We start from the raw sequence: 24,214 nt of genomic DNA on the forward strand, positions 1-24,214 counted from the left end.
ACCAGTTGTCGGTACTCTGCGTCCCTCTGACAACGTTATAGGCATAGAGACCAGCTTTGACCGAATTCGTTGGAGCCCAGAAGTCGGCACCAGCAGCGATAGTTGAGTTTGTGGTCTGTACGATCAGAATACCATCGCCCGTCGTCTGTGCACCCAGCCCACCGTCGTTATGAAGGCTGACCTGTGTCTTGCCAGAAACTGTTCCGTCAATGGTTTTGGGCAGCTTTGCGATCTTCTTATCAGATAGGAATTCTGGCTGTTTGAAAAAAGATTCAAAAAAAGTGAATTTCTTTGGAACCAATTTTCTGGTCATACGTTATCCATGCAACCCGACCTATTTCTGCCCCCACGGGTCGGCAACTTTTTATAAGCGTGATCCATAGTGATCACGCTTTTTTTTATACCCAGGATATTAAAAAAGGGAGCTTAGCTCCCTTTTTATGTCATATTATTTGAAGGTAATGTTTTCAGGATCCACATTCTCTTTGAGCTTGCGCAAGTCAAAGTAGATTATGGAGATTGAGATACAGAGTAATATCTGCGGAACAATTGAAAGAATAAGGGTAACAAACATGGCAAGCATGTAAAGGCCGATCATACCTAAAATTGCAGAGATCAGATAAATAATGAATGACGGGATAATCACCGCAAGCAACATGATGATGAAGACAGAAAGTCTGTTGCCTTCTGTCAGTTTAAAGCTACGTTTCAAAGCTGAGATTGCATTGATCTTTTCGACGACGATCACAGGTACGCTAAGCATCAAAACTGAAAAGACACCCATTACCACTATACCGACAATAGGTATGGAAATGGATTCGGGTATGCGAATGATGTTGAGAGGCAAGGCAATGATCACTATCAGGACAATAATAGTTACAAGTAATATCACGAGAGTAACCATCAGTTGTCCAAAATGATTGGACATTCCTGCAAAGGCTTCTTTGTAACTTACTTCTTTGCCTGTTAGTGAAGCGTGAACAGCATATGTACTTGCGGCGATAGCCATAAACATAATTGCAAAAATCAAGACAAAAACTGACTGACGCAAAAATATAGACATAATAATGCCTAGAACTGCAACAGAGAGCGCTAGTCCCGCAAATATAAATGGATTGGATTTAAAAATATTTATTGTTTTTTCGATAACTGATTTTGGATTTAGGCCTGGGTTTGAATTTATATTGAATTGTAGATCGTTCATAATTTCCCCTGAATGTGCTTTTGATAGATTTAAATCTATTTATTGTGCATATTAGGAGTGGGAATATGATTGTTGTATGTAAATATAGCAATAGTATATTTGATTTGTTCCCCGACTAATCCTGTCTAAATTGTTTTTTTTATTTTCTCAAATAAAAAAGGGGTGCCTTAGGCACCCCTTATATTAAAGTAATTTGTAACCTTGCTATTAGTAGCAGCCCCAACCGCGGCAGCGGTAGTAGTATGGGCGTGAGTAGTAAGGACGTGAGTTCGCACCCAGAACGGCCCCACCAACAACACCAGCGGCACCAGCAAGAACAGCAGCATTTGTTGCTTGCTCAGACTGACGGCGGCTATTGTTGTAGTTGGCGTCAACACAACGCTGGAAAGCATTTGTACCAGTCTTCAGACCTGCCTGACGGCATGCTGATTCTGCATTGTACATGGATTCAGAAGCAGACTGGCAACCAGCCAGCAATACAGATGCAACACCTGCAATAAGAACAAGACGCATAATTAGCCCCATAAATTAATGTGATGGCAGTTTTAATATACACCCTTTATATGCAAATCAATAAGGATAAAGATTAATGCCGTGGGTAACATGCATGATTTAGGAAAAAATTCCTATAATTTAATGATTTATTTACTATTTATTTTTTTTCGTGTTTCATTTTTTATGAATTTATTAACCGTAACATTAAAAAGCGCTCTATATTATGTGGAGATTGTTTCAGGTTTATAAGGCATGAAAGCCTGCTGTTTCTCCTTATTTTAAACAAAAATTTGCCAAAAAAAGAGGCCTTTGAATTAAGAGTTCCCATTCCCAGTTCAAAGTCTGGTGTTAAATCTTATTAAGTCCATGTCCGACATAGTCCAAAGTAATTGAATGGAGAGAAAGAGAGAGTTAGTGGCGGCAGTTGTTAAGAAATACGGGAAAGTCTTGGCTGCTTCCCTCTTTGCCTTGGCATGTACGTCACCGGTTATTTCTCAACCGGCGATGGCTTTTGACTTTTTTGGACTGTTTGGCTCATCCGATAACCCGCCGGATCCAAGTCCCAAGATCATATCCTATAAACCTGAAATTAAGGGCACTGATGACAAGAGCCTGAAACAGAGTATCAGTGATACCTCTTCTATATTCCGTCTGAAAAAGGAAGCACCTCCAGACGGAGAAGGCCTTGCCCGTCGTGCCAGTGCAGATATAGCCGCTCTGACCGATACATTATGGGGCTCTGGGTACTATGATGGCATTGCAACCGTTCTGATCGACGGTGTTGACATTAGCAAAGGTGATGGAGCGATCCGTCAGGCAGCGGCACGAGCAGAATATTATCGTAACAGATCAGCTGTCCCTGTCAGTATTGTTGTGACACCGGGAGAGCAGTTTAAACTGCGTGATGTTGTTGTAAAAGACACAAAGACAGGCAGGGCTTTTCCGGCAGATATCCTTCCTGAGAAGGTCATTAGCCTCAAAAATGGAGATGCCGCACCGACAGCTGGTATTCTGGCTGCAGAGGCCCGCATTGTTGACCGTTTCAGAAGTCTTGGGCACCCCTTTGCAAAGGTGGTTGGCCGACAGCCTGTTGTTGATCATCCCGCGCATGCGGTTGATATGACATTTGTCATTGATCCAGGCCCGAAGGCAGGGTTGGGAACTATCAGCATCAAGGGGTCATCAAGTGTTGATCCTGCTGTTATACGGTCATTTGTCTATACAGAAGAAGGTGATCCCTATTCACCTCAGGCTGTTAGCGAGATCAAGAAAACGGTCAGTAATATTTCTGCGCTTGGCTCTGTCCGGGTTCGGGAGAGCAAGCAGCTTGATGAGAACGGTAATCTGCCAATTGATGTCGAAGTTGCAGATCGTCCACCTAATCTGATCGGTTTTTCAACCAAATATTCAACGACGGATGGCCCGGGTGTCAAAGCCTATTGGGCAAACCGCAACCTGTTTGGTGGCGGCGAAGTGCTGCGTATTGATACCGATCTGTCATTCCTGACCTTGCCAAAAAGCTCTCCTAAGCGGGATGAGCTGGATTGGGCGCGTCTTGGCGGGAAGGTTTCTGTCAGTTTTGTAAAACCCGCCTTGTGGGGAACGCGTAATGACCTCTTGGCATCTATTACAGGTGCACGTGAGGCAACGGATGGTTATACCAGTCGCTGGGTTAATGGTACTGTTGCCATCAAACATAGATTTTCAGATAAGTTTTATGCGCAGGCTGGTATTGAGGTTGAGCGTGGGCAAACAAGTGATGCTTATGGTCGCCTTGATTATACACTTGTTGGAACACCCATATCCGTCAATTATGACAGTACGGATAATGCGCTGGATCCAACCAAGGGTATCAAGCTGAGCGCTTCTATTGCTCCGTATCCCACATTCCTGGGATCAAGCTCAGGCTTCGTTGTCGCTAAGGCACAAGGCTCTACGTATTACGCTCTTGATGAAGATGCCCGTTATATTCTGGCCGCCCGCCTTGGAATTGGCTCTATTATGGGCTCGGGTTTAATGAATATCCCGGCTAATAGGCGGTTCTACGCTGGTGGAGGCGGCTCTGTTCGCGGATACTCATATCGCTCGCTGAGCCCGAAGGGTGATAACGGCGATCCAGTTGGTGGGAAGAGCTTGTTGGAAGGCTCTGTTGAAGCCCGTATCAAAGTAACGGATACGATTGGTGTTGTACCGTTCTTTGATTTCGGAACCGCCTTTGCCGATAGTTATCCTGATTTTGGCGAGAACATGCAGTACGCTGCGGGTGTTGGCTTACGATATTACACGGCCATTGGGCCAATTCGTGCCGATGTCGCATTTCCTTTGAATAAGCGTCAGGGAGATAAGCCTGTCGTTTTCTATTTAAGTCTGGGGCAGGCTTTCTGATGATACAGCAACCAAAACGCAAGCCAAGGCGTAAACTGAAAATTACACTCTACAGCCTGCTCGTGCTTGTTGTGGCCATTGCTGGTGGTGCCTATATCTTTGCATCATGGCAGGGGAAGGACGGCTCGACCTATCTGAGTAATCTTATTGCATCAACATTGTCCGGCAATGGCAATAAGGTTGAGATTGGTTCCGTTGAAGGTGCGCTTTCATCCCGGATTGTCTTGCGCAATTTGAAGATGACGGACAAAGATGGTGTCTGGCTTAATCTTGATCAGGCTGAATTGAGGTGGAACCGTTCAACCCTGTTGACGGGGAAACTAAGCGTTGACGTGCTTGAGATCGGTAATCTTGAGGTTTTACGTAAACCTATTCTTGAAGCCTCTCACGAGGTGAAGGAAGAAGAGGAAACAACTTCTTCTTCAGGGTTCCCTGAGCTACCCGTTAAAGTTGTCGTAAAGAAATTTCGCCTTGCTGAGGCTGCGTTAGGCGAACCGGTTTTAGGGACTGAAGCACGGTTAACAATGGATGGTTTGGCCGAGCTTGGTGATCCATCAGAGGGCTTGTCACTGAGTCTGGCAATTCGCAGACTTGATGCGCCTGGTGTTATTGGCGCAGCTCTTTCCTATGTTCCGAATTCACAGACCCTTTCAATTGATCTGAGACATGATGAACCTGCCGGGGGGCTTGCTGCCCGATTGATGAACCTGGAGGGATTGCCGCCTGTAAAGCTGACTCTGCAAGGGCAGGGTGCGCTCGATAACTTCAAGGCAGACTTGAACTATGTTGCAGGAGATAAGCTCGGTGCAACCGGTGTTGCCACATTATTGCGAGCAGGTGCAGGAAGAAATCTTGCTATCCACTCAGAGGCCCGTATTGAGGCCCTCATGCCCCTGCCTGCATCTCTGCTGGTGGCTGGAACGACAAAAATTGATGGTGGTATTTTCTTTGGCGATGATAAATCTGTTTCTATCAACGGGTTTGATATTGTCTCGGACTTAGCAAGGTTTCAGCTTACTGGGCGTATTTCTCCGGAAAAAACTCTTGATCTGAAACTGACAGCTGGTGCTATCGTCGGAGCAGATGGAAAAACCAAAGCTGAGGGTGGTGAGCTTGAACGGCTGACTCTTGATACGACGATCAAAGGAGCGCTCACTGCTCCGGTTATTCAGACGCAGCTTGATATGGCAGGTCTGAAAACACCTGATGCCACGCTTGATAAGGGTCATCTGACGGTTGCCGCAGCTCCTGTTGGTGAGGCTGCAGCAGAACGATGGGCAATTAAGGCTGATATCGGGCTTGATGGCTTTGCAACGACACAGAAGCAATGGGCATCTGCAACTGGCTCATCGCTGAAACTGACCCTTGATGCAGAGCGCAATGAGAAGGGAATTTTTGACGTCAAAGTCTTTGATGTCACGACGCCTACCGTTAATGCCAATTATCTTGGGCGGGTTTCACCGAATGGTGCGAATGGAACGCTCAAAGTTAATGCATCCGACATGTCGGCCTTTTCTGGCGTAACGGGTAATCCCATGCGCGGGCAGGCCCAGCTTAATACGAAAATTTCAGGTCGATTTGCGAAAGGCATGACCATTGAAACAGATGGAAGCCTGAAAGATATATCTTTTGGTATTCCGGCAGTGGATGGTTTGCTGCTCGGTCAGGCAAGCCTGCGCGGGACAACGCATGTCGCTGGTCATAATATTGACGTCAGGGATATGCGTTTAGAGACGGCCAATCTGAAGACCGTTTTAAATGGTTTGATCTCCGAAGAAAAAGCAGATGCAAAGCTACAGCTTTCAATCGCCAATCTTGCAAAGGTTGACAGTAACCTTGCGGGTAGTTTGAAAGCCGAGGGAACTCTGACAGGAAAGGGTGAAAGCCCTGATCTGAAGCTCGTTGTCTCGACAGATAAAGCATTAGCAATGGGTCAGCCGGTTCGTGGATTGATGCTGGAGGCCAATGCGCTTGATCTTCTGGGAGCGTTGGATGCCAATCTGAAAATGAGTGGTGAAATCGGGCCGCGTAAGCTGAATGGTTATGCGAGCCTGAAACGTCCATCACCTGATACAATTAAGCTTGATGATATTAATTTCAGCTTTGGAAGCGCTTTGATTAATGGGGCTCTTTCTGCTGACAAAGGATTGGCTCAAGGGAAGATTAAAGTCCAGGCTGATAATCTTGATGAGCTGTCAACACTGGCTTTGACGAAGCTCTCTGGTTCGTTCAATGCAGATATTGAGCTAACGGCTGATAACGGCCAGCAAAGTGGACGTTTTATCGCTAAAGGCCGTGGAATTGATGCTGCAGGTATAAATATCAAAGTTCTTGATGCGGATATTTCCGCCAGTGATCTTTACAAGAAGCCGGTACTTAATGGTTATCTCACAGGTAATAACTGGTTGCTTAATGGTCAAAGTGTAGAGACTGTTTCGCTCAAGGCGACGGGTGATGCCAGTGCGAGTATTATTAATCTGCAAGCCAATGCACAGGGGCTGAATATCAGCAGTCAGGCCAAGGTAGAACCGGGTGAGGCGATTGATATTACGCTTGCAAATCTTGCTGTCAAAAGAGGCTCCAGAGCGATTACTCTTGCCAAGCCTGCAAAAATCTCAGTTGCGAACGATAATCTGAGTATCGCAGGACTGACCATTGCCAGTAACGGCGGACAGGTGGATGTTGATGGTGTGGTTGGCACAGCAAATAACAAAGCCAGTAATCTCAAGATTGATTTCAGAAAGTTGCCGCTTTCAATTGCAGGTTTAGCTGTCCCATCACTTGAACTTTCTGGTGCGATTGATGGGCAGGTGCAGATTACAGGGCCAATAGCCAAGCCGCAGGGGCACTATAACCTGAAGGTCAGTGGTGTAATGACCCCTGAAATTCGTCAGGCAGGGCTATCTGCGATTGATACAACCCTCAAAGGTCAGCTCAAAGGTAATGAAACGGCCTTTGATGCACTGGTTTCCATGGGGCGTGCAGGACAACTCTCTATTAACGGAACGGCACCTATCGACCCTGCCGCCAAAATGGCTATCAAGGTCAAAGGCCAGCTAAATGCTGCGGCTGCAAATTCAATGCTGTCTGCTTCCGGCCAGCAGGTGAATGGCAAGGTTGATGTTGATGCCTCCATTACTGGCACGGCCAGTAAGCCATCAATTGCCGGTCAGGCCGTTCTCTCAGGTGCCAGTTTTACGGATAACCTGAACGGTGTGAAGCTCAATAATATTCAGGGACGGATAACCGGGCAGGGAGATACCGTTGTTATTGAGCGTTTGACAGCCCAGACGCGTAACAATGGTTCTATTGATATCAGCGGTCGTGTTGAGGTTGCGCCGGCCAAGGGGTTCCCTGGAGCCTTCAAAATTAAAGCTAACCGTGCAGAGCTGGTATCCAGTGAGCTGGTGACCGCTGTCAGTAATATGGCGCTCGATATGAGCGGCCCGCTGGCGGAGAAGCCACAGATTACAGGGCGGCTGGATATTGTGAAGATGGAAGTAACGCTTCCAAACCGCCTTCCAGCAACGGCTCAGCCGTTACCGAATGCCAAACATATTGCACCGCCACCAAAGGTAAAAGCTCGTCTGGATGCTGAACGTAAGGCACGTGAGAAGGCAAAGAAGAGTGCTCCTTTTGATGCGCGTCTCGACCTGCTGGTTTCGGCACCAAACCAGATATTTATTCGTGGGCAGGGTGTTGATGCAGAAGTGGGTGGTGAATTACGTATCAGTGGTACATCACGCGACCCAAAGACACTGGGTGGTTTTGAGATGCGGCGTGGTAAGCTGACAATTATTGGCCAGCGACTTGATTTCACACGTGGGAAATTGACATTCTCGGGCGATCTGACTCCTGAACTTGATTTTCTTGCTCAGACACAGGCTGGTGAGGTGACGGCAAAGGTTGCTGTAACGGGGCCGGCCAATCAGCCGGAGTTTGATCTTTCTTCGACACCAGAGCTGCCAAGAGATGAAGTCTTATCTCGCTTGCTTTTTGCCAAATCCTCTGGCTCGCTTTCACCCTTTCAGGCACTCCAGCTTGCACAGGCTATTGCTCAGCTTTCAGGAGCCGGAGGCCCGGATGTCTTTGATGAAACCCGTAAGGCTCTGGGGCTGGACAGTCTTGATATTACGGCAGGGAGTAGCGGTGGCCCAGCAGTTGGGGCGTCCCGCTATATCAACGACCGCATCAGTGTTGGTGTTCGTGCTGGTGCTAAGCCAGAAGATAATGCTGCAACCATCAATGTTGATATTACTAAGCGCCTGAAGTTCCAGGGCGAGGTCGGTGCATCCGGGGATACATCGGTTGGTGTCGGTGCTGAGTGGGAATATTGATTCTCAATAGAACTGAAAGCGGCGTGTTTATCGCCGCTTTTTTTGTGCGCTGATCTATTTTTACTAAGTTTAAATGTATATGATCTGCAAATAATATTTTGATAAATCACGTTAATTTTAAAATCGGTTAGTAATTTCATTTTGCAATAGTAATATGGTTAATATGAAATTAAGTTCATCCGATTTTTTGTTTTTCTCAAACATTGCGAGGTGACTATGAGTAACGGTTTCTGGCCGCGCTGGACCCTGAAGACCGAAGGCGCAATCATGCCTGATGAGAGATTGCCCCTTGGACAGTCTTTAGTAGTTGGCTTGCAGCATGTGGTTGCCATGTTTGGCTCCACTGTCCTGGCTCCTATCATTATGGGGTTCAATCCGAATGTCGCGATACTGTTCTCTGGTATTGCAACACTGATTTTCTTTGTGATCGTCAAGGGTAAGGTTCCAAGTTATCTGGGCTCAAGCTTTGCTTTCATTGGGCCAGTAGCCGCGGCGGCGGGGTCTGGTCCGGAGGTTAATATTCCTCTGGCCCTTGGTGGCATTATTGCAGCCGGTGTTGTTTACGCAATCATCGGCTTTATTGTGCAGATTGTTGGCCATCGCTGGGTTGAAAAGGTTATGCCACCCATCGTGACCGGCTCAATTGTTGCTGCGATTGGTCTTGTTCTCGCTCCGCTTGCCGTACAGAGTGCTTCCGGGATTTCTGCGGCTAACCCGGGTGGAGATGCTTTCTCACGCTGGATTGCTCTGGCAACCGTTTTGGCCATCGGCTTAATCACGGTGTATGCGCCGGGCTCGCTTCGCCGGATTCCAATTCTTCTCGGGGGGGCTTTCGGGTATCTGTTTTATTATCTCCTGACCAATGTTGGTGGCTATGGCCCTGCAATTGATTTTACTGGTGTGCAAGCAGCACCCTGGTTTGGACTTCCAGCCTTCACCACACCCGAGTTTTCATGGAAGTCGGTTTCACTGATTGCACCTGTCGCAATTATTCTTGTGGCTGAAAATCTTGGACACATCAAAGCGATTGGAGCGATGACCGGACGCAGCTATGACTCGTATCTGGGACGTGCATTTATTGGTGATGGTATTGCAACCATTATTTCGGGCTCATTTGGCGGTACGGGTGTAACGACTTATGCCGAGAATATGGGCGTTATGGCCGTTACGCGCATCTACTCAACACTCATCTTCGTTATTGCTGCTTTCTTTGCCCTTATTCTTGGGTTCTCGCCAAAATTTGGTGCGGTTATTCAGACAATCCCGGGGCCGGTCTTAGGTGGTTTGGCAATTGTTGTATTCGGTCTGATTGCAGCAACAGCCGGACGTATATGGGTTGAAAATAACGTGAGTTTTGCGAACCCACGCAACCTGATTACAGCAGCCGTTACGCTCATTCTTGGTGCAGGTAACTTTAAACTTGATGTTTTCGGGTTTGAGCTGGAAGGAATTGGTACTGCAACTTTTGGTGCAATCATCCTTTATCATATCTTGAATGGCTTCCAGAATAAAAAGGAAGAGCCGATTTTATAAGGTATTGTTTTTAAATGATATTCAGTAAATCGTGTGTGGCTTTTAGGCTTTAGCCGGTGACGCACGCTAATATCTGAAAAGCCTGCTCCTTGTGTGGGGCAGGCTTTTTTATTAACACTGTCTGATAAAGGTTGGCGAAAAAACTACTATTGTACTTGCGGTTACGGCGCATACCGTGACAATAATAACCTATAGTAGATGCTGCTGATTTAAGTTTTGGTAGTAAACTCTGTTTAAGAGCCTATAAAAGGGTTCACTTGAGGAGACGTACGCATGTCAACGGCAGATTTGGTTGTCCAACAGTTGCCATACCTCCGGCGTTATGCCAGAGCCCTGACCGGCAACCAGACGGCAGGCGATGCCTATGTTGCGGCGACGCTTGAAGCTCTGGTCAATGAACCACGCATCATTCATGAGAATGATACCGCGCAGGTGAAAGTAGAGCTGTTTCAGGTTTTCACACGCATCTGGAATTCTCTGGCTGTTAATGGCCATAGTGAACTTGCAGAGCGTGGTATTCCTGCTGAAGCACGCATTGCACAGATCACGCCACTTCCACGACAGGCTTTTCTGTTGTCATGCCTTGAAGGTTTTATGGAGCAGGATATTGCAACCATCCTTGCTCTCAGCAAGCAGGAAGTACGCCAGCTGGTTGATGAGGCGGGGCGCGAGCTTGCAGCTGATATGGCAACCGAGATTCTGATTATTGAAGATGAATCCGTTATTGCCATGGATCTTGAGCATCTGGTTGAAAGTCTCGGACACAGCGTTATCGGCGTTGCACGTACCAGAACAGAGGCCCTGAAGATTGTTGATCAAAAGCGCCCTGGGCTTATTCTTGCAGATATCCAGCTTGCCGATGGTTCTTCTGGCCTAGATGCTGTCAATGATATGCTGAAGACTTTTTCGGTTCCTGTTATATTCATTACAGCTTATCCAGAGCGCTTCCTGACAGGTGAGCGCCCTGAGCCAGCCTTCCTGATTGCCAAGCCATTCCAGCCGGTTAATGTGTCTGCTGTTATCAGTCAGGCTCTGTTCTTCCAGCAGGCAGCCAGACAGAAGAAGTCTGCTACTGCCTGAATTTAAAAGACATTTCATGCTCAAAGCCGTCGGATTTTCTGACGGCTTTTTTATTTGTCTGTTTGTATTGATGTCTACCTATTGACGTTTTTGTGGGTCGATATACTATATTTTGTGTTCGAGGTTCTTTCGATTCGAAATCGGGAGCTAAGAGGGAATATGGTGCATCTGCTTGCAGATAATGCCATAACTGCCCCCGCAACTGTGAACGGAGAGTTGTTATCCGCTTAAGCCACTGGGAAACCGGGAAGGCCGGATGATAGCAAAGACCCGTAAGTCAGGAGACCTGCCTTGAATGAAACTGTCCACGGGCGGGGTGTCCGGTGCGCTGTTCATTCAGGTGTTGATCACCTTTGAACGCTCCCCGAATTTTCGCCTTTCTTTAACTTCGGGGTGAAGTCGTATGCATGTATCATTTCTATCTTTTCTGAGCTGATCTGAAAGGCTGCTTCAAGGCGGTCTGGTAATATTAATCTCAGTCGACACCTTCATTAGCTGTCGAAACGGGTAGTCGTGTCTTCATGCCTTCATTCCCTTCCGGGAATACTAAAGTGACGATTACAATCTATTCAAAGCCTGCATGCGTACAGTGCACTGCAACAATCCGTGCTGTTGAACGTAAAGGGATCAATTATCAGGTCGTAGACATTTCTGAAGATGCAGATGCCTATGCCTATGTGCGCCAGCTTGGATATATGCAGGTCCCGGTTGTTGTTGCCGGACAGGATCATTGGGCTGGTTTCCAGCCAGACCGGATTGGGGCTCTCGCTTGAGGGGGCTGTGATGGGTCTTATTGTCTATTTTTCTTCTTCAACGCGAAATACCGAGCGTTTTGTCGAGCGACTGGGTCTGCCTGCACAGCGTATCCCTGTAAGCCCTGATGAGCCCATGCTCAAAGCCTCTGAACCCTATGTTCTTTTTGCCCCGACATATGCGGGTGGAGATGGGGAAGGGGCTGTTCACAAGCAGGTTATCCGTTTTCTGAATAATACGGAAAACCGGAGCCTGATCCGTGGGGTCATTTCATCGGGAAATACTAATTTTGGGAAGTACTACGCAGTTGCGGGAGATGTTGTCGCGGCCAAATGTAAGGTGCCGCTTCTCTATAGATTTGAGCTTCTGGGTACTGCCGAAGACGTCGTAAATGTCAGATCAGGATTGGAAAGATTTTGGCTACAATAGAATTAGAAAAGCCGCAGCAGGATGCGGAAGATAGCGCCTATGATTATCATGCGCTCAATGCCATGCTTAATCTCTATGGTGAGGATGGCAGCATTCAGTTTGATAAGGATGTTCTGGCAGCGCGGCAGTTTTTTCTGCAGCATGTTAATCAGAATACCGTTTTCTTTCATAATCTGAAAGAGAAGATCGGTTATCTGGTTGAGAAGGGATATTATGAAGCTGAAGTTCTCGACCAGTATTCTTTCAACTTTGTAAAAAGCCTGTTTGAAGAAGCTTATGAACGTAAGTTCCGTTTTCCGACATTCCTGGGCGCTTTCAAATATTACACCAGTTACACGCTGAAAACCTTTGACGGAAAGCGTTATCTTGAACGTTATGAAGATCGGGTTTGTATGGTTGCTCTGGCCTTGGCTCAGGGAAATGAGGGACTTGCACGCTCTATCATGAATGAGGTGATCTCCGGGCGTTTTCAGCCTGCAACGCCAACGTTCCTCAATGCCGGCAAGAAACAAAGAGGTGAACTGGTTTCATGCTTCCTGCTTCGTATTGAAGACAACATGGAATCCATCGGCCGGTCAATCAACTCCGCTCTACAGCTTTCCAAGCGTGGCGGTGGTGTTGCATTCATGCTGACAAATATTCGCGAAGCAGGGGCACCGATCAAGCAGATCGAAAACCAGTCTTCAGGTGTCCTCCCCATTATGAAGCTGCTGGAAGATGCTTTCTCATATGCAAACCAGCTTGGTGCGCGTCAGGGAGCCGGAGCTGTTTACCTGCATGCGCATCACCCGGATATTATGCGTTTTCTCGATACAAAGCGTGAAAATGCTGATGAGAAGATACGTATCAAAACGTTGTCCCTTGGTGTCGTCGTTCCGGATATCACGTTTGAACTCGCCAAGAACAATGAGGATATGTATCTGTTCTCGCCGTATGACGTAGAGCGGGTATATGGCGTGCCTTTCTCTGAGATTTCGATCAGTGAGAAATATCGTGAGATGGCGGATGATCCGCATATACGGAAGAAGAAAATCAAGGCCCGTGAGTTCTTTCAGGTTCTGGCCGAAATCCAGTTTGAATCCGGCTACCCTTACATCATGTTTGAAGACACGGTGAACCGCTCCAACCCGATTGAGGGGCGCGTTACAATGAGTAATCTCTGCTCGGAAATTCTTCAGGTCAATGAGGCCTCAACCTATAATGCTGATCTTTCCTATCAGGATATGGGAAGTGATATCTCGTGTAATCTGGGATCGTTGAACATAGCCAAGGCCATGGATTCATCTGATTTTGGCTTAACGGTTGAGACCTCAATCCGGGCGCTGACAGCTGTATCTGATATGAGCCATATCAGCTCGGTTCCTTCCATTGAAAAAGGCAATGATGAATCTCATGCCATTGGTCTTGGGCAGATGAACCTGCACGGATATCTTGCTCGGGAGCGGATATTCTATGGCTCTGAGGAAGGTATCGATTTTACCAATATCTACTTCTATACGGTTGCTTACCACGCCATTCGGGCTTCAAACCTGATTGCTCGTGAGCGTGGTCAGACGTTCAAGGATTTTGAGAAATCAAAATATGCCTCTGGTGAGTTCTTCGACAAATATACGGAACAGGTTTGGGAACCATCAACGGAGCGTGTTCGTGAGCTTTTCGTGAATTCTGGAATAGCAATTCCAACGCAGGAAGATTGGCGTAAACTTAAAGATGATGTTGTAAAATATGGTCTTTATAACCGTTATCTGCAGGCTGTTCCGCCAACTGGCTCAATCTCCTACATCAATCATGCCACATCATCCATTCATCCGATTGTCTCCAAAATTGAGATACGGAAAGAAGGTAAGATCGGGCGTGTCTATTACCCTGCGCCCTTCATGACGAACGACAATCTTGAGTATTATCAGGATGCTTATGAGATTGGTCCGGAAAAGATCATTGATACCTATGCCGCTGCGACCCAACACGTCGATCAAGGGCTGTCTTTGACATTGTTCTTCCGTGATACGGCTACAACCCGTGATGTGAACCGTGCCCAGATCTATGCATGGAAAAAGGGCATCAAGACAATCTACTACATCCGCCTGCGCCAGATGGCACTGGAAGGCACCGAAGTACAGGGCTGCGTCTCCTGCAGTCTGTAATGTTTATGAAATTCAGGATAAGAAAATGAAAACACCTGTAAAGAAAACGGTATCAACAATCAGTGCCATTAACTGGAACCGGATTATTGATGATAAAGATCTGGAAGTTTGGAACCGGTTGACCGGCAACTTCTGGCTTCCGGAAAAAGTACCGCTTTCAAATGATATTCCGTCATGGGGAACATTGACCGCGGAAGAACAGCAACTGACAATTCGTGTGTTCACTGGTCTGACATTGCTCGATACCATCCAGAATACAGTTGGGGCTGTCAGCCTGATGGAAGATGCAGTGACACCACATGAAGAGGCGGTGCTCTCAAACATCAGCTTCATGGAAGCCGTTCATGCGCGTTCTTACTCATCAATCTTTTCAACATTGTGCCTGACACCGGATGTTGATGATGCCTATCGCTGGAGTGAAGAGAATGCGCACCTGCAAAAGAAGGCAGAGCTTATTCTTGAGCACTATCGTGGCAAGGATCCGTTAAAGCGCAAAATTGCCAGTGTGTTTCTTGAAAGCTTCCTGTTCTACTCGGGCTTCTATCTGCCCATGTACTGGTCAAGCCGAGCCAAACTGACCAATACGGCAGATCTTATTCGCCTCATCATCCGTGATGAAGCAGTGCACGGTTATTACATTGGCTACAAATTCCAGCGTGCCTTGGAAAAGCTCGGAGCAAAAGAACAGGAAGAATTAAAGGAATTTACCTTTGATCTTCTTCTTGAGCTTTATGATGTCGAGGCAAAATATACCGAGGAGCTTTATGATGGTGTGGGCTTGAGTGAAGACGTTAAAAAGTTTCTTCACTACAATGCAAACAAGGCTCTGATGAACTTGGGATTTGAAGCATTGTTCCCGGCCAGTGTCACCAATGTGAACCCGGCTATCCTGTCTGCATTGTCACCAAATGCCGATGAGAACCATGACTTCTTCTCAGGTTCTGGTTCATCCTATGTAATCGGCACTGCTCTGGCGACAGAGGATGAAGACTGGGATTTCTAAGTGATATAAGAGAGTGGCATACTCGTTATGCCACTCTTAACCGGCAAAGATTTCCTTCTGCCGTTCTTCCAGCTGTTGCTGGTACATTTTCAAAGCGTATTCTTCCGAGATTATCCCGAGCACGCGACGGTGTTCTTCAGTGTCCACCACAACCAGTATTTCGGTTGTGAGGCGTTCAAATTTTGGCATGACGCGGCTTAAAGATTCATGCGCTCCAATATAGGCGCTGGCATTTGTCAAAATATCACTGACATATTGTTCTGCGCCGCCTTCCTCTCTTGAACGGGCATGGGCCAGAGCAACGTCAATAATTCCAGAGAAGGCCTGTTCCTGATCAATCCCGATAACATAACGGGCAGAGGCTAGCGGAAACTGCTCGCAGAATTCGGCAATCGTTTGATCACTGCGCGCAACTGGCGGGCCACGACGCATGAGTTCCTGTGCTGATGTTTTATAGAGCCAGCCAATATCCTGCCCACCGAGTATCGCTTCACCACGTAAATGAAAACGCCATGTTGCGAAGGAGTAACCGAAGATACGGCGCACTGTCAGCATCGCTGCAATCACACCTATCATTGACGGGACAAGTGCACTCATCTGGCCGCTCATACCAACAGCCAGAGCAACCATTGTCATGGGTGCACCAACCACAGCAGCAGCAAAGCTTGCCATTCCAATAAGGGTATAGAGGCCGAAATCAGCATCAGACAAAACGCCTGCCCAGGTTCCGATCTGTGTAAAGGCGGCGCCTGCTAAGACACCTAAAAACAGTGATGCGGAAAACAGGCCACCACGAAAACCCGCGCCGATTGAAACCGCGCAGGCAATAATTTTAAGAAGCAAAACAGCCAGAATAATGGTCAGGGCAGGTGGGGTGCTCAGAATGATTTCCATACCACCATGGCCGGATGCCAGAATATTGGGACTGACGAGCGCAAATGTTGCCACAACCAGACCACCCAGCATTGGCCGCGACCAGATGGGAAAGTTGCTGGAGCGGAAGAATGATTCAATGCGCGTAACGCCACGCATGAGGAGAACAGCGAGCAGGGCAGACAAGACACCAAGAAAAATAATCCAGAACAGATTTGAAGACTGAATGGAAGGCAATGACTCAATAGGGAAACGATAGCCGTGACCTGCCAGAAGGCTTGCTGCAAAAACACCGCATATGGCAGCGGTCGTGATCGGAGCAAGGGTTGCAACGGTATAGCTGCCGATGATCAACTCGAAGCCATATGCGGCCCCTGCAAATGTTGAATCAAAGGCTCCTGCTATGGCACCCGCTGCTCCTGCACCAACCAGCATGCGTATGTCATTTCGACGGCGGTGAAGAAATATGCCGATCTTTGAACCGAGTGCCCCACCAGCCTGTGAGAAACCACCTTCAAGCCCGACAGATGCACCAACACCATCTGACATAATGCTCTGGAACATAACAAAGAGGCTGTCTCTGAAAGACATGCGCCCTCCGTGGAGGGCATTGGCTTCGACAGGGTCAACGATGTCGCCCGTTTTGCGCCACCAGCGCCACAGGGCCGTACTGATACCAACCAGCAGGCCTCCTAATATAAGGACAAGGAAGGTGCGTTTGATATCCAGTTCTGTTGCTGAACTGAGGCGCGTATTATGTTCGACGCCTAAGAGTATCTCATGTAAATACTGAGTGATTGCGCCCATCAGTGACGCAATGCTGCCGCCAAGAAAGCCCGCAATCCCAGCCGCAAATATCAGCAGCAGTCGACTTTCGCGTAAGATCGTCCGGTATGACGCCCGCGACTTGGCTAGAAAGCGCACAATTTTATTATCAAGGCGTGGCATATTTTCGATCAGCTATCGTGGCGAACTCAGTTTAACTTCGTTGTATTATGGCAGGCTTAGTACAACTGATAGGTTAACAATAGTACGATAAGCCTATCGCGTGACATATGTATACGTTTTACATATTATGCATTCGTTGAATTCAGGCGCTAAAAGGAGCGGAAAATGCCGGGTAGTTGGCGGTTAATGCGTAACAGTGACATGCAGGATGTCAGCCGTATTGCAGCTATCGTTCACCCTGATTTTCCTGAGGATGATGCAATATTCGCCGAGCGTCTGGAGCTGGCCCCGGAGGGATGCTTTATTCTTGAACTCGAGGGCGAGGCTTGTGGTTATATGTTCAGCCATCCATGGCTTGATTCAGATATTCCACCGCTGAATACTTTGCTGGGAAAGTTGCCAGCATCTCCGCAAACTTGGTATTTGCATGATATCGCCCTGATGCCTCAGGCGCGATCCCGCGGACAGACGTCACCTATTATTCGCCATTTATTCAGCATAGGGCAGGCTGCTGATCTGCCCACAGTCTCACTGGTTGCCGTCAATGGATCGCAAGGCTTTTGGCAGCATATGGGTTTTGAAGATGTTAGTTCTGAGAAGCTTAAAGAAAAGCTTCTCAGTTATGATGATGCCGCGCGTTATATGGTGCATCGCTAATTTTAAAGTGATGCCAGCTGTTGCAGGTGAGCGCTCATGTCAGATGAGGCACCTGCGGCATTGATAGTATCAAAGTAATCATGCCAACCAGTTGCGGCGATGCCCGCAAGCAAACTGTCAGCAGCTTCTTCATTGGGAAATTTCCAGAAAGCATAGAATTGCTGCGGTGCGGGATGAAGTTTATTCGATGCTACTTCACCAAAGGCAATTGGCTCTATACCAAAATCTGCAAGCTGCTGCATACCTGCGCCAATAGTTGCAAAGAACTGCTGGCGTTGCTGAGCTGACAGGGCAAGCCAGGCTGGTTTGGGGCTATAGAGCTCACTTAAGTAATAAGACATGATTTCCTCTTGGATTTGTGTGTCAGACTGTTTTGCCGCTATCCGTTTTCAGCCAGATACGATGAAGCAACTGGCTGAGAAGGGCTTTTTCCTCTTCGTCAAAACTACTGAGCAGATTTGAAATCCAGCTTGTGTGTTCATCAAACAGACGGTTTGCCAGCATCCATCCCTCAGGTGTGAGGTGAATAGTCACCATGCGTCTGTCATGGCCGGCATGAGTGCGTGTAATCAGAGACATTTTCTCAAGGCCATCGAGTAAGCCTGTGACTGTTGCTCTTGTTACGCCTGCCTGCTCCGCTATTTCAAAAGGCTGAAGGCCATTTTTAGATTTTTGGAGAAGGAAGAGCACAATGAAGCGTCCTTCAGAAAGATCATATTTGCTCAAACGTGTGGCGCAATCTCTGTCAATTGCCGATGCCAGAGAGAGAACCTCGAAACAAAGCCGAATATTATCTGCCTCTTCAGATAATGGCAGTGCTTCAAGCAGCGCTTTATGTTTCTGTTCTATATTCATAATAGGCGCCATATAATATGGTGCCTAACTAAATGTCAATATCCTGTGGGTTTTGTGCTGGGAATACGTATTTGCCGCTTTCTCACCTTAACTTCAGTGATTGTTTGAGATAGTACTAAAGTAGTCAAATGGCTGTTTTGTTGCCATTTGCTAAACTCAAGGAAGCTTTGAAATGTCAGATCAGAATGTTTCGCTAATCCCTAGTTTAAAAGGAAAAAAGGGATTGATCGTCGGTATTGCCAACGAACAATCCATCGCATGGGGATGTGCTAAAGCCTATAAAGCACTCGGTGCGGAGCTTGCTGTAACTTACCTGAACGAGAAGGCTGAGCGTTTTGTGCGCCCTCTGGCCGAGCAGATTGATGCATCCATCATATGTCAGGCAGACGTGACACGTCCGGGTGAAATGGAAGCTGTATTCGCAGAAGTTGAAAAAAAGTGGGGTAAGCTCGACTTCCTTCTGCATGCCATTGCTTTTGCCCCAATGGATGATCTGCATGGCCGTGTTGTTGACAGCTCCCGCGATGGCTTCCTGCTGGCAATGGATGTTTCCTGTCACTCGGTCATTCGTATGGCAAAAATGGCAGAGCCTCTGATGAAAGATGGCGGTGCTATTCAGACTGTCAGTTATCTTGGCTCTGAAAAGGTCGTCGATAACTACAACATGATGGGCCCGGTTAAGGCTGCCCTTGAAAGTGTCGTCCGTTACCTTGCCGCCGAGCTCGGCCCAAAGAGCATTCGCGTCAATACCATTTCACCCGGCCCACTCAAGACCCGTGCCGCAAGTGGTATTGGCAAGTTCGATGAACTGATCGAAAAGGTCATCGCCCGTACGCCAACACATAACCTGACAACCATCGAAGAAGTCGGCGCCATGTCAGCCTTCCTGATGACAGACCTCGCCCGTTCCGTAAACGGTGAGCTAATCTACATCGATGGTGGTTACAATATGATGGGCTGATGCCCAGCCATATCCGATGCTGTTGTCCTTGCTCTTGCAATGAGAGCAAGGATTAGAAAAATGGTGAGATCAGTACGAAAAACCACCTATCAAAATCATTTTTTCTAAAGTTGAAACGGGTGTTTTCTTTTTAACCGTAATGGGTTAATAGAGGGTCGGTTGAGGCGAGCACCCAAATGAGGGGTGACCAAACCTCCACTGAGATACTGCACCAAAACTCAACTGTTGAGGCGAGCACCCAAATGAGGGGTGACCAAACCCAAAAGCTTGAAAAAGAGCTGGCCGATCTGGTTGAGGCGAGCACCCAAATGAGGGGTGACCAAACCAGCCTCTAAACGCGGGTCGAGTTCATTGGGTTGAGGTGAGCACCCAAATGAGTTTTTGGCATCTTGATGCGTCGGGTTGGCAGAACTTTACGGTGTTGATCTGTTCGGAATGGCGATAAACATGGTTGCGTCGTGAGGAAAAATTGCTAGCATTCTCTTCGCTGTCTGGAGAGAGTGAATGCGCATAATCAAGCCTTATGGAAACTCTGATACTCACGTTGCAGGCCATGCCAGGACTGGCCCGCTCAAACGTTATCTCCATCAGCGCAAGCGTGACAGTAATGCCGGAAACCAGCCGGAAGAGGTTGAGGTTTACAGGTTTGCGCTTAATCATGATGAGCTGGTTATTGCGCAATGGATATCGGTTATTGATACGGTTTTCCGTAAACCCGCGATTGGCAAAATTCCATCACAAAAACAATATGATGATCGACTGGCTTTGGGAGATGCCTGCTGGGAGCTGATGCATCAAAAATCAGTTTTGAAGTGCTTTCGTGAGCGAGGAGAGCAAACCCAAATGAAAGCACTGTGGGATTGGAAAATCTCACCCTATAAAAAACCATTTCCTGCAAAGAAAAAACAACAGGGTTTCCGTGGGAAGCCTATTGCCGGTTATAAGGGACGATGGCACCATGTTTTTGTTGGTCAGTATGAAAAGCCAGTTGGAAGAGCGGGCCCGCATAATCGGCAACAGGATTCTCAGGTAAATTATTCCGCTGTCGCCCTCCGTATTTATCGGCATTTATACGAAGCAGAAATGCGTATCTGCAACAAGGGGAGTTACACGACCCGTAAACAGGGGCGTATTGAAGCGCGTGCAAAAAGCATTGAAAGCAATTACCTGAAGCAGGCAGACAGGGTTCATAATGACATTGGTAATACTCTGGCAGATGAGCAGCGTAGAAATCAGTTAAAAGCTGACTATCTTGGTGCGAGTAGTATGGATGTTGCACAAGAGATTGTCATACTCGCACAGGAAATTGTGAATGGCACTTCTGATAAAGCTCTGGATGCCCCGCGCCGTTTGAACATGCAGGTTGCGGCTATCATCTTGCGTCGCAAGTATGCCGAGCTCTTTGGCTCATGCAGCATTGCAGAGGCCAGAGCTCAATCTGAAGAGCTGCTGCTTCTACATATGGCAATACGGGATTATTACAGCCGCCTGCTAAAAAAACACTATCCGCGTGGAGGCAATGCCGATGCCGTGAAGAAAAATGAACTTCACTGGATTGCTACGGTTTTGCCGCAGGATATGGACAGCCTGTTGCGGCGTGTGGGTGGGCGTAGCCGTAACCGTGATCTGAACAGCCTGGTCAGATTGGGGCGCGTGGTTCACTATACTGCTCTCGCTCTAGGGGATACGGAGATTAGCCCTGATGTACTTGAGAGGGATGCAGGCTGGTGGACAAGTCAGGGGCAGGCACGCATCAAGCGGAGTGAAGCTTTCATCCGTATCTGGCGCCATACAATAACACTGGCAAGCCGTACCCTGACCGATTGGGCAGATCCTGAAAGGAAGGTAACAAGGGATATTCTAGGAAGTAACCAGCAGGCACAGGCCCTGAGCCATTTTCAGTCAGCAAACTTCAGGCAAAAGCTTCAGGCTCTGTTTGGGGTGCAGGCTGGTCTTTTCTTAGATGAACATAGGTCTGAATTTGAGCGCTGCGTTCTGAGCTTTGCATTGCAGGCTGTTGCCGGGCTTCGGAATACTGTTTTCCATTTCAGGGATTTGAAGAGTTTTACACAAAGCCTGAGAGAGCTCGAAAAAATAATTTGCAAGAATGAGAAAAAGGAAAAGATAACGCTTGAAACGTCACGGGTGAAACAGGCTGTTCTGACGCTGTGGCAACAGGATAATGCCGCCTACCATGCACGTACCCGCCAGCTTATGGAAGCTGCGGACATGCACTTCTTCTTTAACGGAAAGCAGCTTAACAAATTTGCGGCAGAGCTTGCCAGTTGGCGTGATGCCGAAGAGCATCCGGAATTATCTATTCCACTGCCTCGGTTTAGCGCAATTCTGTCCCGTTACAGTAATGCATGGTGCGGAAAAGGATCTGTTACACTTCCAGAAAAGCCAAATGCCAATGACCTTACCCAGCCATGGAGAAAATGCCAGTTTCATGCGCTGAAACTTTTATATGAGCGTCCATTTCGCTGCTGGTTTCAAAAGCTTGATAGAGATATCATCAATGAGTTGATCACCAAAGCTGTTGAACGCAGCACACATGATGCACGGGCCGCGAATAAACAAGCCCACGCCCTTAACCCCATCGAAGCACGTGCCTCTCGCCTGCCGGGTTTAGGAGTGAATGATACGATTGAAGATTTTTTCGCTACGCTTTCCCGGGAAACCGCATCAGATATTGGTGTGCAGAAGGGCTATGAAAGCGATGGTGCTAATGCCAGAAAACAGGCAAACTATCTGGAGAAATTGAAACAGGATATCGTTCTTCAGGCTTTCCAGCGATATATTAAAGAGCAGGCGTTTGGTTTTATTCTTGCCCTGTCAAACCGTGATGAAAAACCGGAACGACCATTAACTGAGCTGCCGGAAATAGCACCTCCGTCAGCATCAGGAGCTGCCTCCCTATGGCAGGCTATTCTATATTTTGTGCTACACCTTGTGCCCGTTGACGAGGCCGGGCAGCTTTTACACCAGATACGAAAATGGCAGGTGCTGGTTAATAAGGCCAATGATGGGCATATCTCCGAGCCTGCAAGTGATGCCATTGAAATAGCCAATGTGCTTGAGCTTTATCTTGCAATGCATGATGCAAAATCTGAAGGTGGTATTAGCCTTGAGAATGCGAAAAAGTACGCAGGGTTATATGTGCTGGACTCAGACTTCAGCCGGATATTTACCCATGCTGATGTTGAGGCAAAACTACTGGCACCGAAGAGGGGCTTGCGGGAAATTATCCGTTATGGTGACTTGGGCTTGCTGCTGCATCTGTCAGGCAATGCGAAAATAAAAACGGATGCGGTAGATACATTCCTCGATGAAACACGACAGAAGCAGGTTATCTCGTTGAGTGAGCAACGTGAGAAGCTACACGACACGTGGGTCAAGAGCGGAAGCCAGTTTTCTGAAGAGCAAAGGGTGGATTATGCCAAAGCCCTGCATGCTATTATTGCTCATCGTAATCTCTCTGCTCAGGTCACCTTGAGTGAGCATATTCGTGCGCACAGGCTTGTATTGAAAGTTCTTGGCAGGCTTGTTGATTTCTCTGGTTTGTGGGAGCGCGATCTTTACTTTGTCATGGTTGCGCTGGCGTATGAGGATGGTGTTTCGGTATATAGTTTGTTTAAAAAGGATGGAAAGAAAGCTCTAAGAAACGGCCAAATTATCAAAGCGTTGGAAAATATGGAGTCTCAAAAAGAAAAAAGTATTCACCAAAGACTGGCGCTTTATTTTGGAGATTCTTGGGATACAAACTCAAAGAATGCACGGAATGATTTTGCACATTTTAATATGCTTCAACCTGCCGCTATTAATCAGCTGAACCTGACACTCTGTGTGCAGAACGCCCGTCGACTGATGTTTTATGATCGCAAGCTTAAAAATGCGGTTGCCCATTCAATCATTAAACTTCTGCGTCGTGAAAATTTAGAGATTGAGTGGAAGGTGGCTGCCGATGGCGCTCTCACAGATGCAAAGGTTTCTGCCGTGCAGATAAGGCATTTGGAAAAGCAGAATAGCAGCACAAAGAAGGAAACGGTAAATCACGCGTTACACCTTAGCGAAAATCTGCATGGAGACAGTTTTATCAATATGATTGCCTGCGCTTTTGGCGGGAGGGCAGAAATGAAATCAAGTATTCTGGATAGTGATATCAATAATATCAGATTGCCGCGTGTGAAGCCGTATAATAAGGTGAACGGATTCAAAAAAAATGCTCAAAAACCTGCTGTGGAGGTATGAAAAATCTCATTTTTTCTGAAGTTGAATCGGGTGTTTTCTTTTTAATCAGAATGGGTTAATAGAGGGTCGGTTGAGGTAAGCACCCAAATGAGGGGTGACCAAACCATTATTAACCTGTTCTAAAGGAGTATTAGCGTTGAGGTAAGCACCCAAATGAGGGGTGACCAAACCATCAAGCCTAAATGGCCTTGCATCACGCCCGTTGAGGTAAGCACCCAAATGAGGGGTGACCAAACCACGGTTTGATCGGTTATGCGACAAGGTGAAGTTGAGGTAAGCACCCAAATGAGGGGTGACCAAACCCCC

Annotated in this window: 17 protein-coding genes and 1 riboswitch; of the genes, 11 read left to right on the forward strand and 6 right to left on the reverse strand. The window is 47.4% G+C overall.

Translation table 11 applies throughout. The features are described from left to right. From WJT86_RS04390 to WJT86_RS04400, 3 genes are all read right to left on the reverse strand, one after another. On the reverse strand, positions 1–313 hold a 313-nt coding region (locus WJT86_RS04390), incomplete at its 3' end, for an autotransporter outer membrane beta-barrel domain-containing protein (RefSeq protein WP_346336307.1). Between the two features lie 135 nt (positions 314–448). Further along, positions 449–1,204, reverse strand: coding sequence for a hypothetical protein (locus WJT86_RS04395; RefSeq protein WP_346336308.1), 756 nt, complete (start codon positions 1,202–1,204; stop codon positions 449–451). 207 nt (positions 1,205–1,411) lie between these two features. Continuing rightward, the gene (locus WJT86_RS04400) at positions 1,412–1,717 is read right to left on the reverse strand and encodes a hypothetical protein (RefSeq protein WP_346336309.1); all 306 of its coding nucleotides are present in this window, start codon (positions 1,715–1,717) and stop codon (positions 1,412–1,414) included. Between the two features lie 486 nt (positions 1,718–2,203). Between WJT86_RS04400 and WJT86_RS04405 the strand changes: the two genes are divergently transcribed. The 8 genes from WJT86_RS04405 (at position 2,204) to nrdF (ending at position 15,363) form a co-directional block, all read left to right on the forward strand. Then, a complete protein-coding gene (locus WJT86_RS04405) occupies positions 2,204–4,084 on the forward strand; it encodes an autotransporter assembly complex protein TamA (protein ID WP_407066926.1) in 1,881 nt (626 codons plus the stop codon). Beyond that, a complete protein-coding gene (locus WJT86_RS04410; protein WP_346336311.1) occupies positions 4,084–8,421 on the forward strand; it encodes a translocation/assembly module TamB domain-containing protein in 4,338 nt (1,445 codons plus the stop codon). The genes WJT86_RS04405 and WJT86_RS04410 overlap by 1 nt, the downstream gene beginning before the upstream one ends. A 216-nt stretch (positions 8,422–8,637) precedes the next feature. Further along, positions 8,638–9,954, forward strand: a complete 1,317-nt coding sequence (locus WJT86_RS04415) for a solute carrier family 23 protein (protein WP_407066908.1) — start codon at positions 8,638–8,640, stop codon at positions 9,952–9,954. A 273-nt stretch (positions 9,955–10,227) separates the two neighbouring features. Continuing rightward, positions 10,228–11,034, forward strand: a complete 807-nt coding sequence (locus tag WJT86_RS04420; protein WP_346336313.1) for a response regulator — start codon at positions 10,228–10,230, stop codon at positions 11,032–11,034. A gap of 104 nt (positions 11,035–11,138) precedes the next feature. Then, positions 11,139–11,342: riboswitch (cobalamin riboswitch) on the forward strand. 243 nt (positions 11,343–11,585) lie between these two features. Next, a complete protein-coding gene (nrdH, locus tag WJT86_RS04425; RefSeq protein ID WP_346337047.1) occupies positions 11,586–11,807 on the forward strand; it encodes a glutaredoxin-like protein NrdH in 222 nt (73 codons plus the stop codon). A 10-nt stretch (positions 11,808–11,817) separates the two neighbouring features. Continuing rightward, on the forward strand, positions 11,818–12,216 hold the full coding sequence (nrdI, locus tag WJT86_RS04430) for a class Ib ribonucleoside-diphosphate reductase assembly flavoprotein NrdI (RefSeq protein ID WP_346336314.1): 399 nt from the start codon (positions 11,818–11,820) through the stop codon (positions 12,214–12,216). After that, on the forward strand, positions 12,204–14,360 hold the full coding sequence (nrdE, locus tag WJT86_RS04435) for a class 1b ribonucleoside-diphosphate reductase subunit alpha (RefSeq protein ID WP_346336315.1): 2,157 nt from the start codon (positions 12,204–12,206) through the stop codon (positions 14,358–14,360). Before nrdI ends, nrdE begins: the two co-directional genes overlap by 13 nt. 25 nt (positions 14,361–14,385) lie before the next feature. Beyond that, positions 14,386–15,363 carry a class 1b ribonucleoside-diphosphate reductase subunit beta gene (gene nrdF / locus WJT86_RS04440; protein WP_346336316.1) on the forward strand — a complete coding sequence of 326 codons (978 nt, stop codon included), beginning with the start codon at positions 14,386–14,388 and terminating at the stop codon, positions 15,361–15,363. Positions 15,364–15,399: 36 nt separating this feature from the next. Here the strand turns inward: nrdF and WJT86_RS04445 are convergent, their stop codons facing one another. Further along, entirely contained in the window at positions 15,400–17,184 is a 1,785-nt protein-coding gene (locus WJT86_RS04445) for a chloride channel protein (protein WP_346336317.1), read from the reverse strand. A 165-nt stretch (positions 17,185–17,349) separates the two neighbouring features. Here WJT86_RS04445 and WJT86_RS04450 point away from each other — a divergent pair, with 165 nt between their 5' ends. Beyond that, the gene (locus tag WJT86_RS04450; RefSeq protein ID WP_346336318.1) at positions 17,350–17,841 is read left to right on the forward strand and encodes a GNAT family N-acetyltransferase; all 492 of its coding nucleotides are present in this window, start codon (positions 17,350–17,352) and stop codon (positions 17,839–17,841) included. 2 nt (positions 17,842–17,843) lie between these two features. Here WJT86_RS04450 and WJT86_RS04455 read toward each other — a convergent pair whose 3' ends face one another. Beyond that, positions 17,844–18,182 carry a DUF6616 family protein gene (locus WJT86_RS04455; protein WP_346336319.1) on the reverse strand — a complete coding sequence of 113 codons (339 nt, stop codon included), beginning with the start codon at positions 18,180–18,182 and terminating at the stop codon, positions 17,844–17,846. 22 nt (positions 18,183–18,204) lie between these two features. Further along, positions 18,205–18,696 carry a MarR family winged helix-turn-helix transcriptional regulator gene (locus WJT86_RS04460; protein ID WP_346336320.1) on the reverse strand — a complete coding sequence of 164 codons (492 nt, stop codon included), beginning with the start codon at positions 18,694–18,696 and terminating at the stop codon, positions 18,205–18,207. A 172-nt stretch (positions 18,697–18,868) separates the two neighbouring features. Here WJT86_RS04460 and fabI point away from each other — a divergent pair, with 172 nt between their 5' ends. Further along, positions 18,869–19,657: an enoyl-ACP reductase FabI gene (gene fabI / locus WJT86_RS04465; RefSeq protein ID WP_346336321.1), complete on the forward strand. Its 789-nt coding sequence runs from the start codon at positions 18,869–18,871 to the stop codon at positions 19,655–19,657. 504 nt (positions 19,658–20,161) lie between these two features. Beyond that, the gene (gene cas13a / locus WJT86_RS04470; RefSeq protein WP_346336322.1) at positions 20,162–23,908 is read left to right on the forward strand and encodes a type VI-A CRISPR-associated RNA-guided ribonuclease Cas13a; all 3,747 of its coding nucleotides are present in this window, start codon (positions 20,162–20,164) and stop codon (positions 23,906–23,908) included. Positions 23,909–24,214: the final 306 nt, after the last annotated feature.

The organism is Hohaiivirga grylli (genome assembly GCF_039655745.1).
In the GTDB taxonomy this organism is placed as follows: domain Bacteria; phylum Pseudomonadota; class Alphaproteobacteria; order Rhizobiales; family Beijerinckiaceae; genus Hohaiivirga; species Hohaiivirga grylli.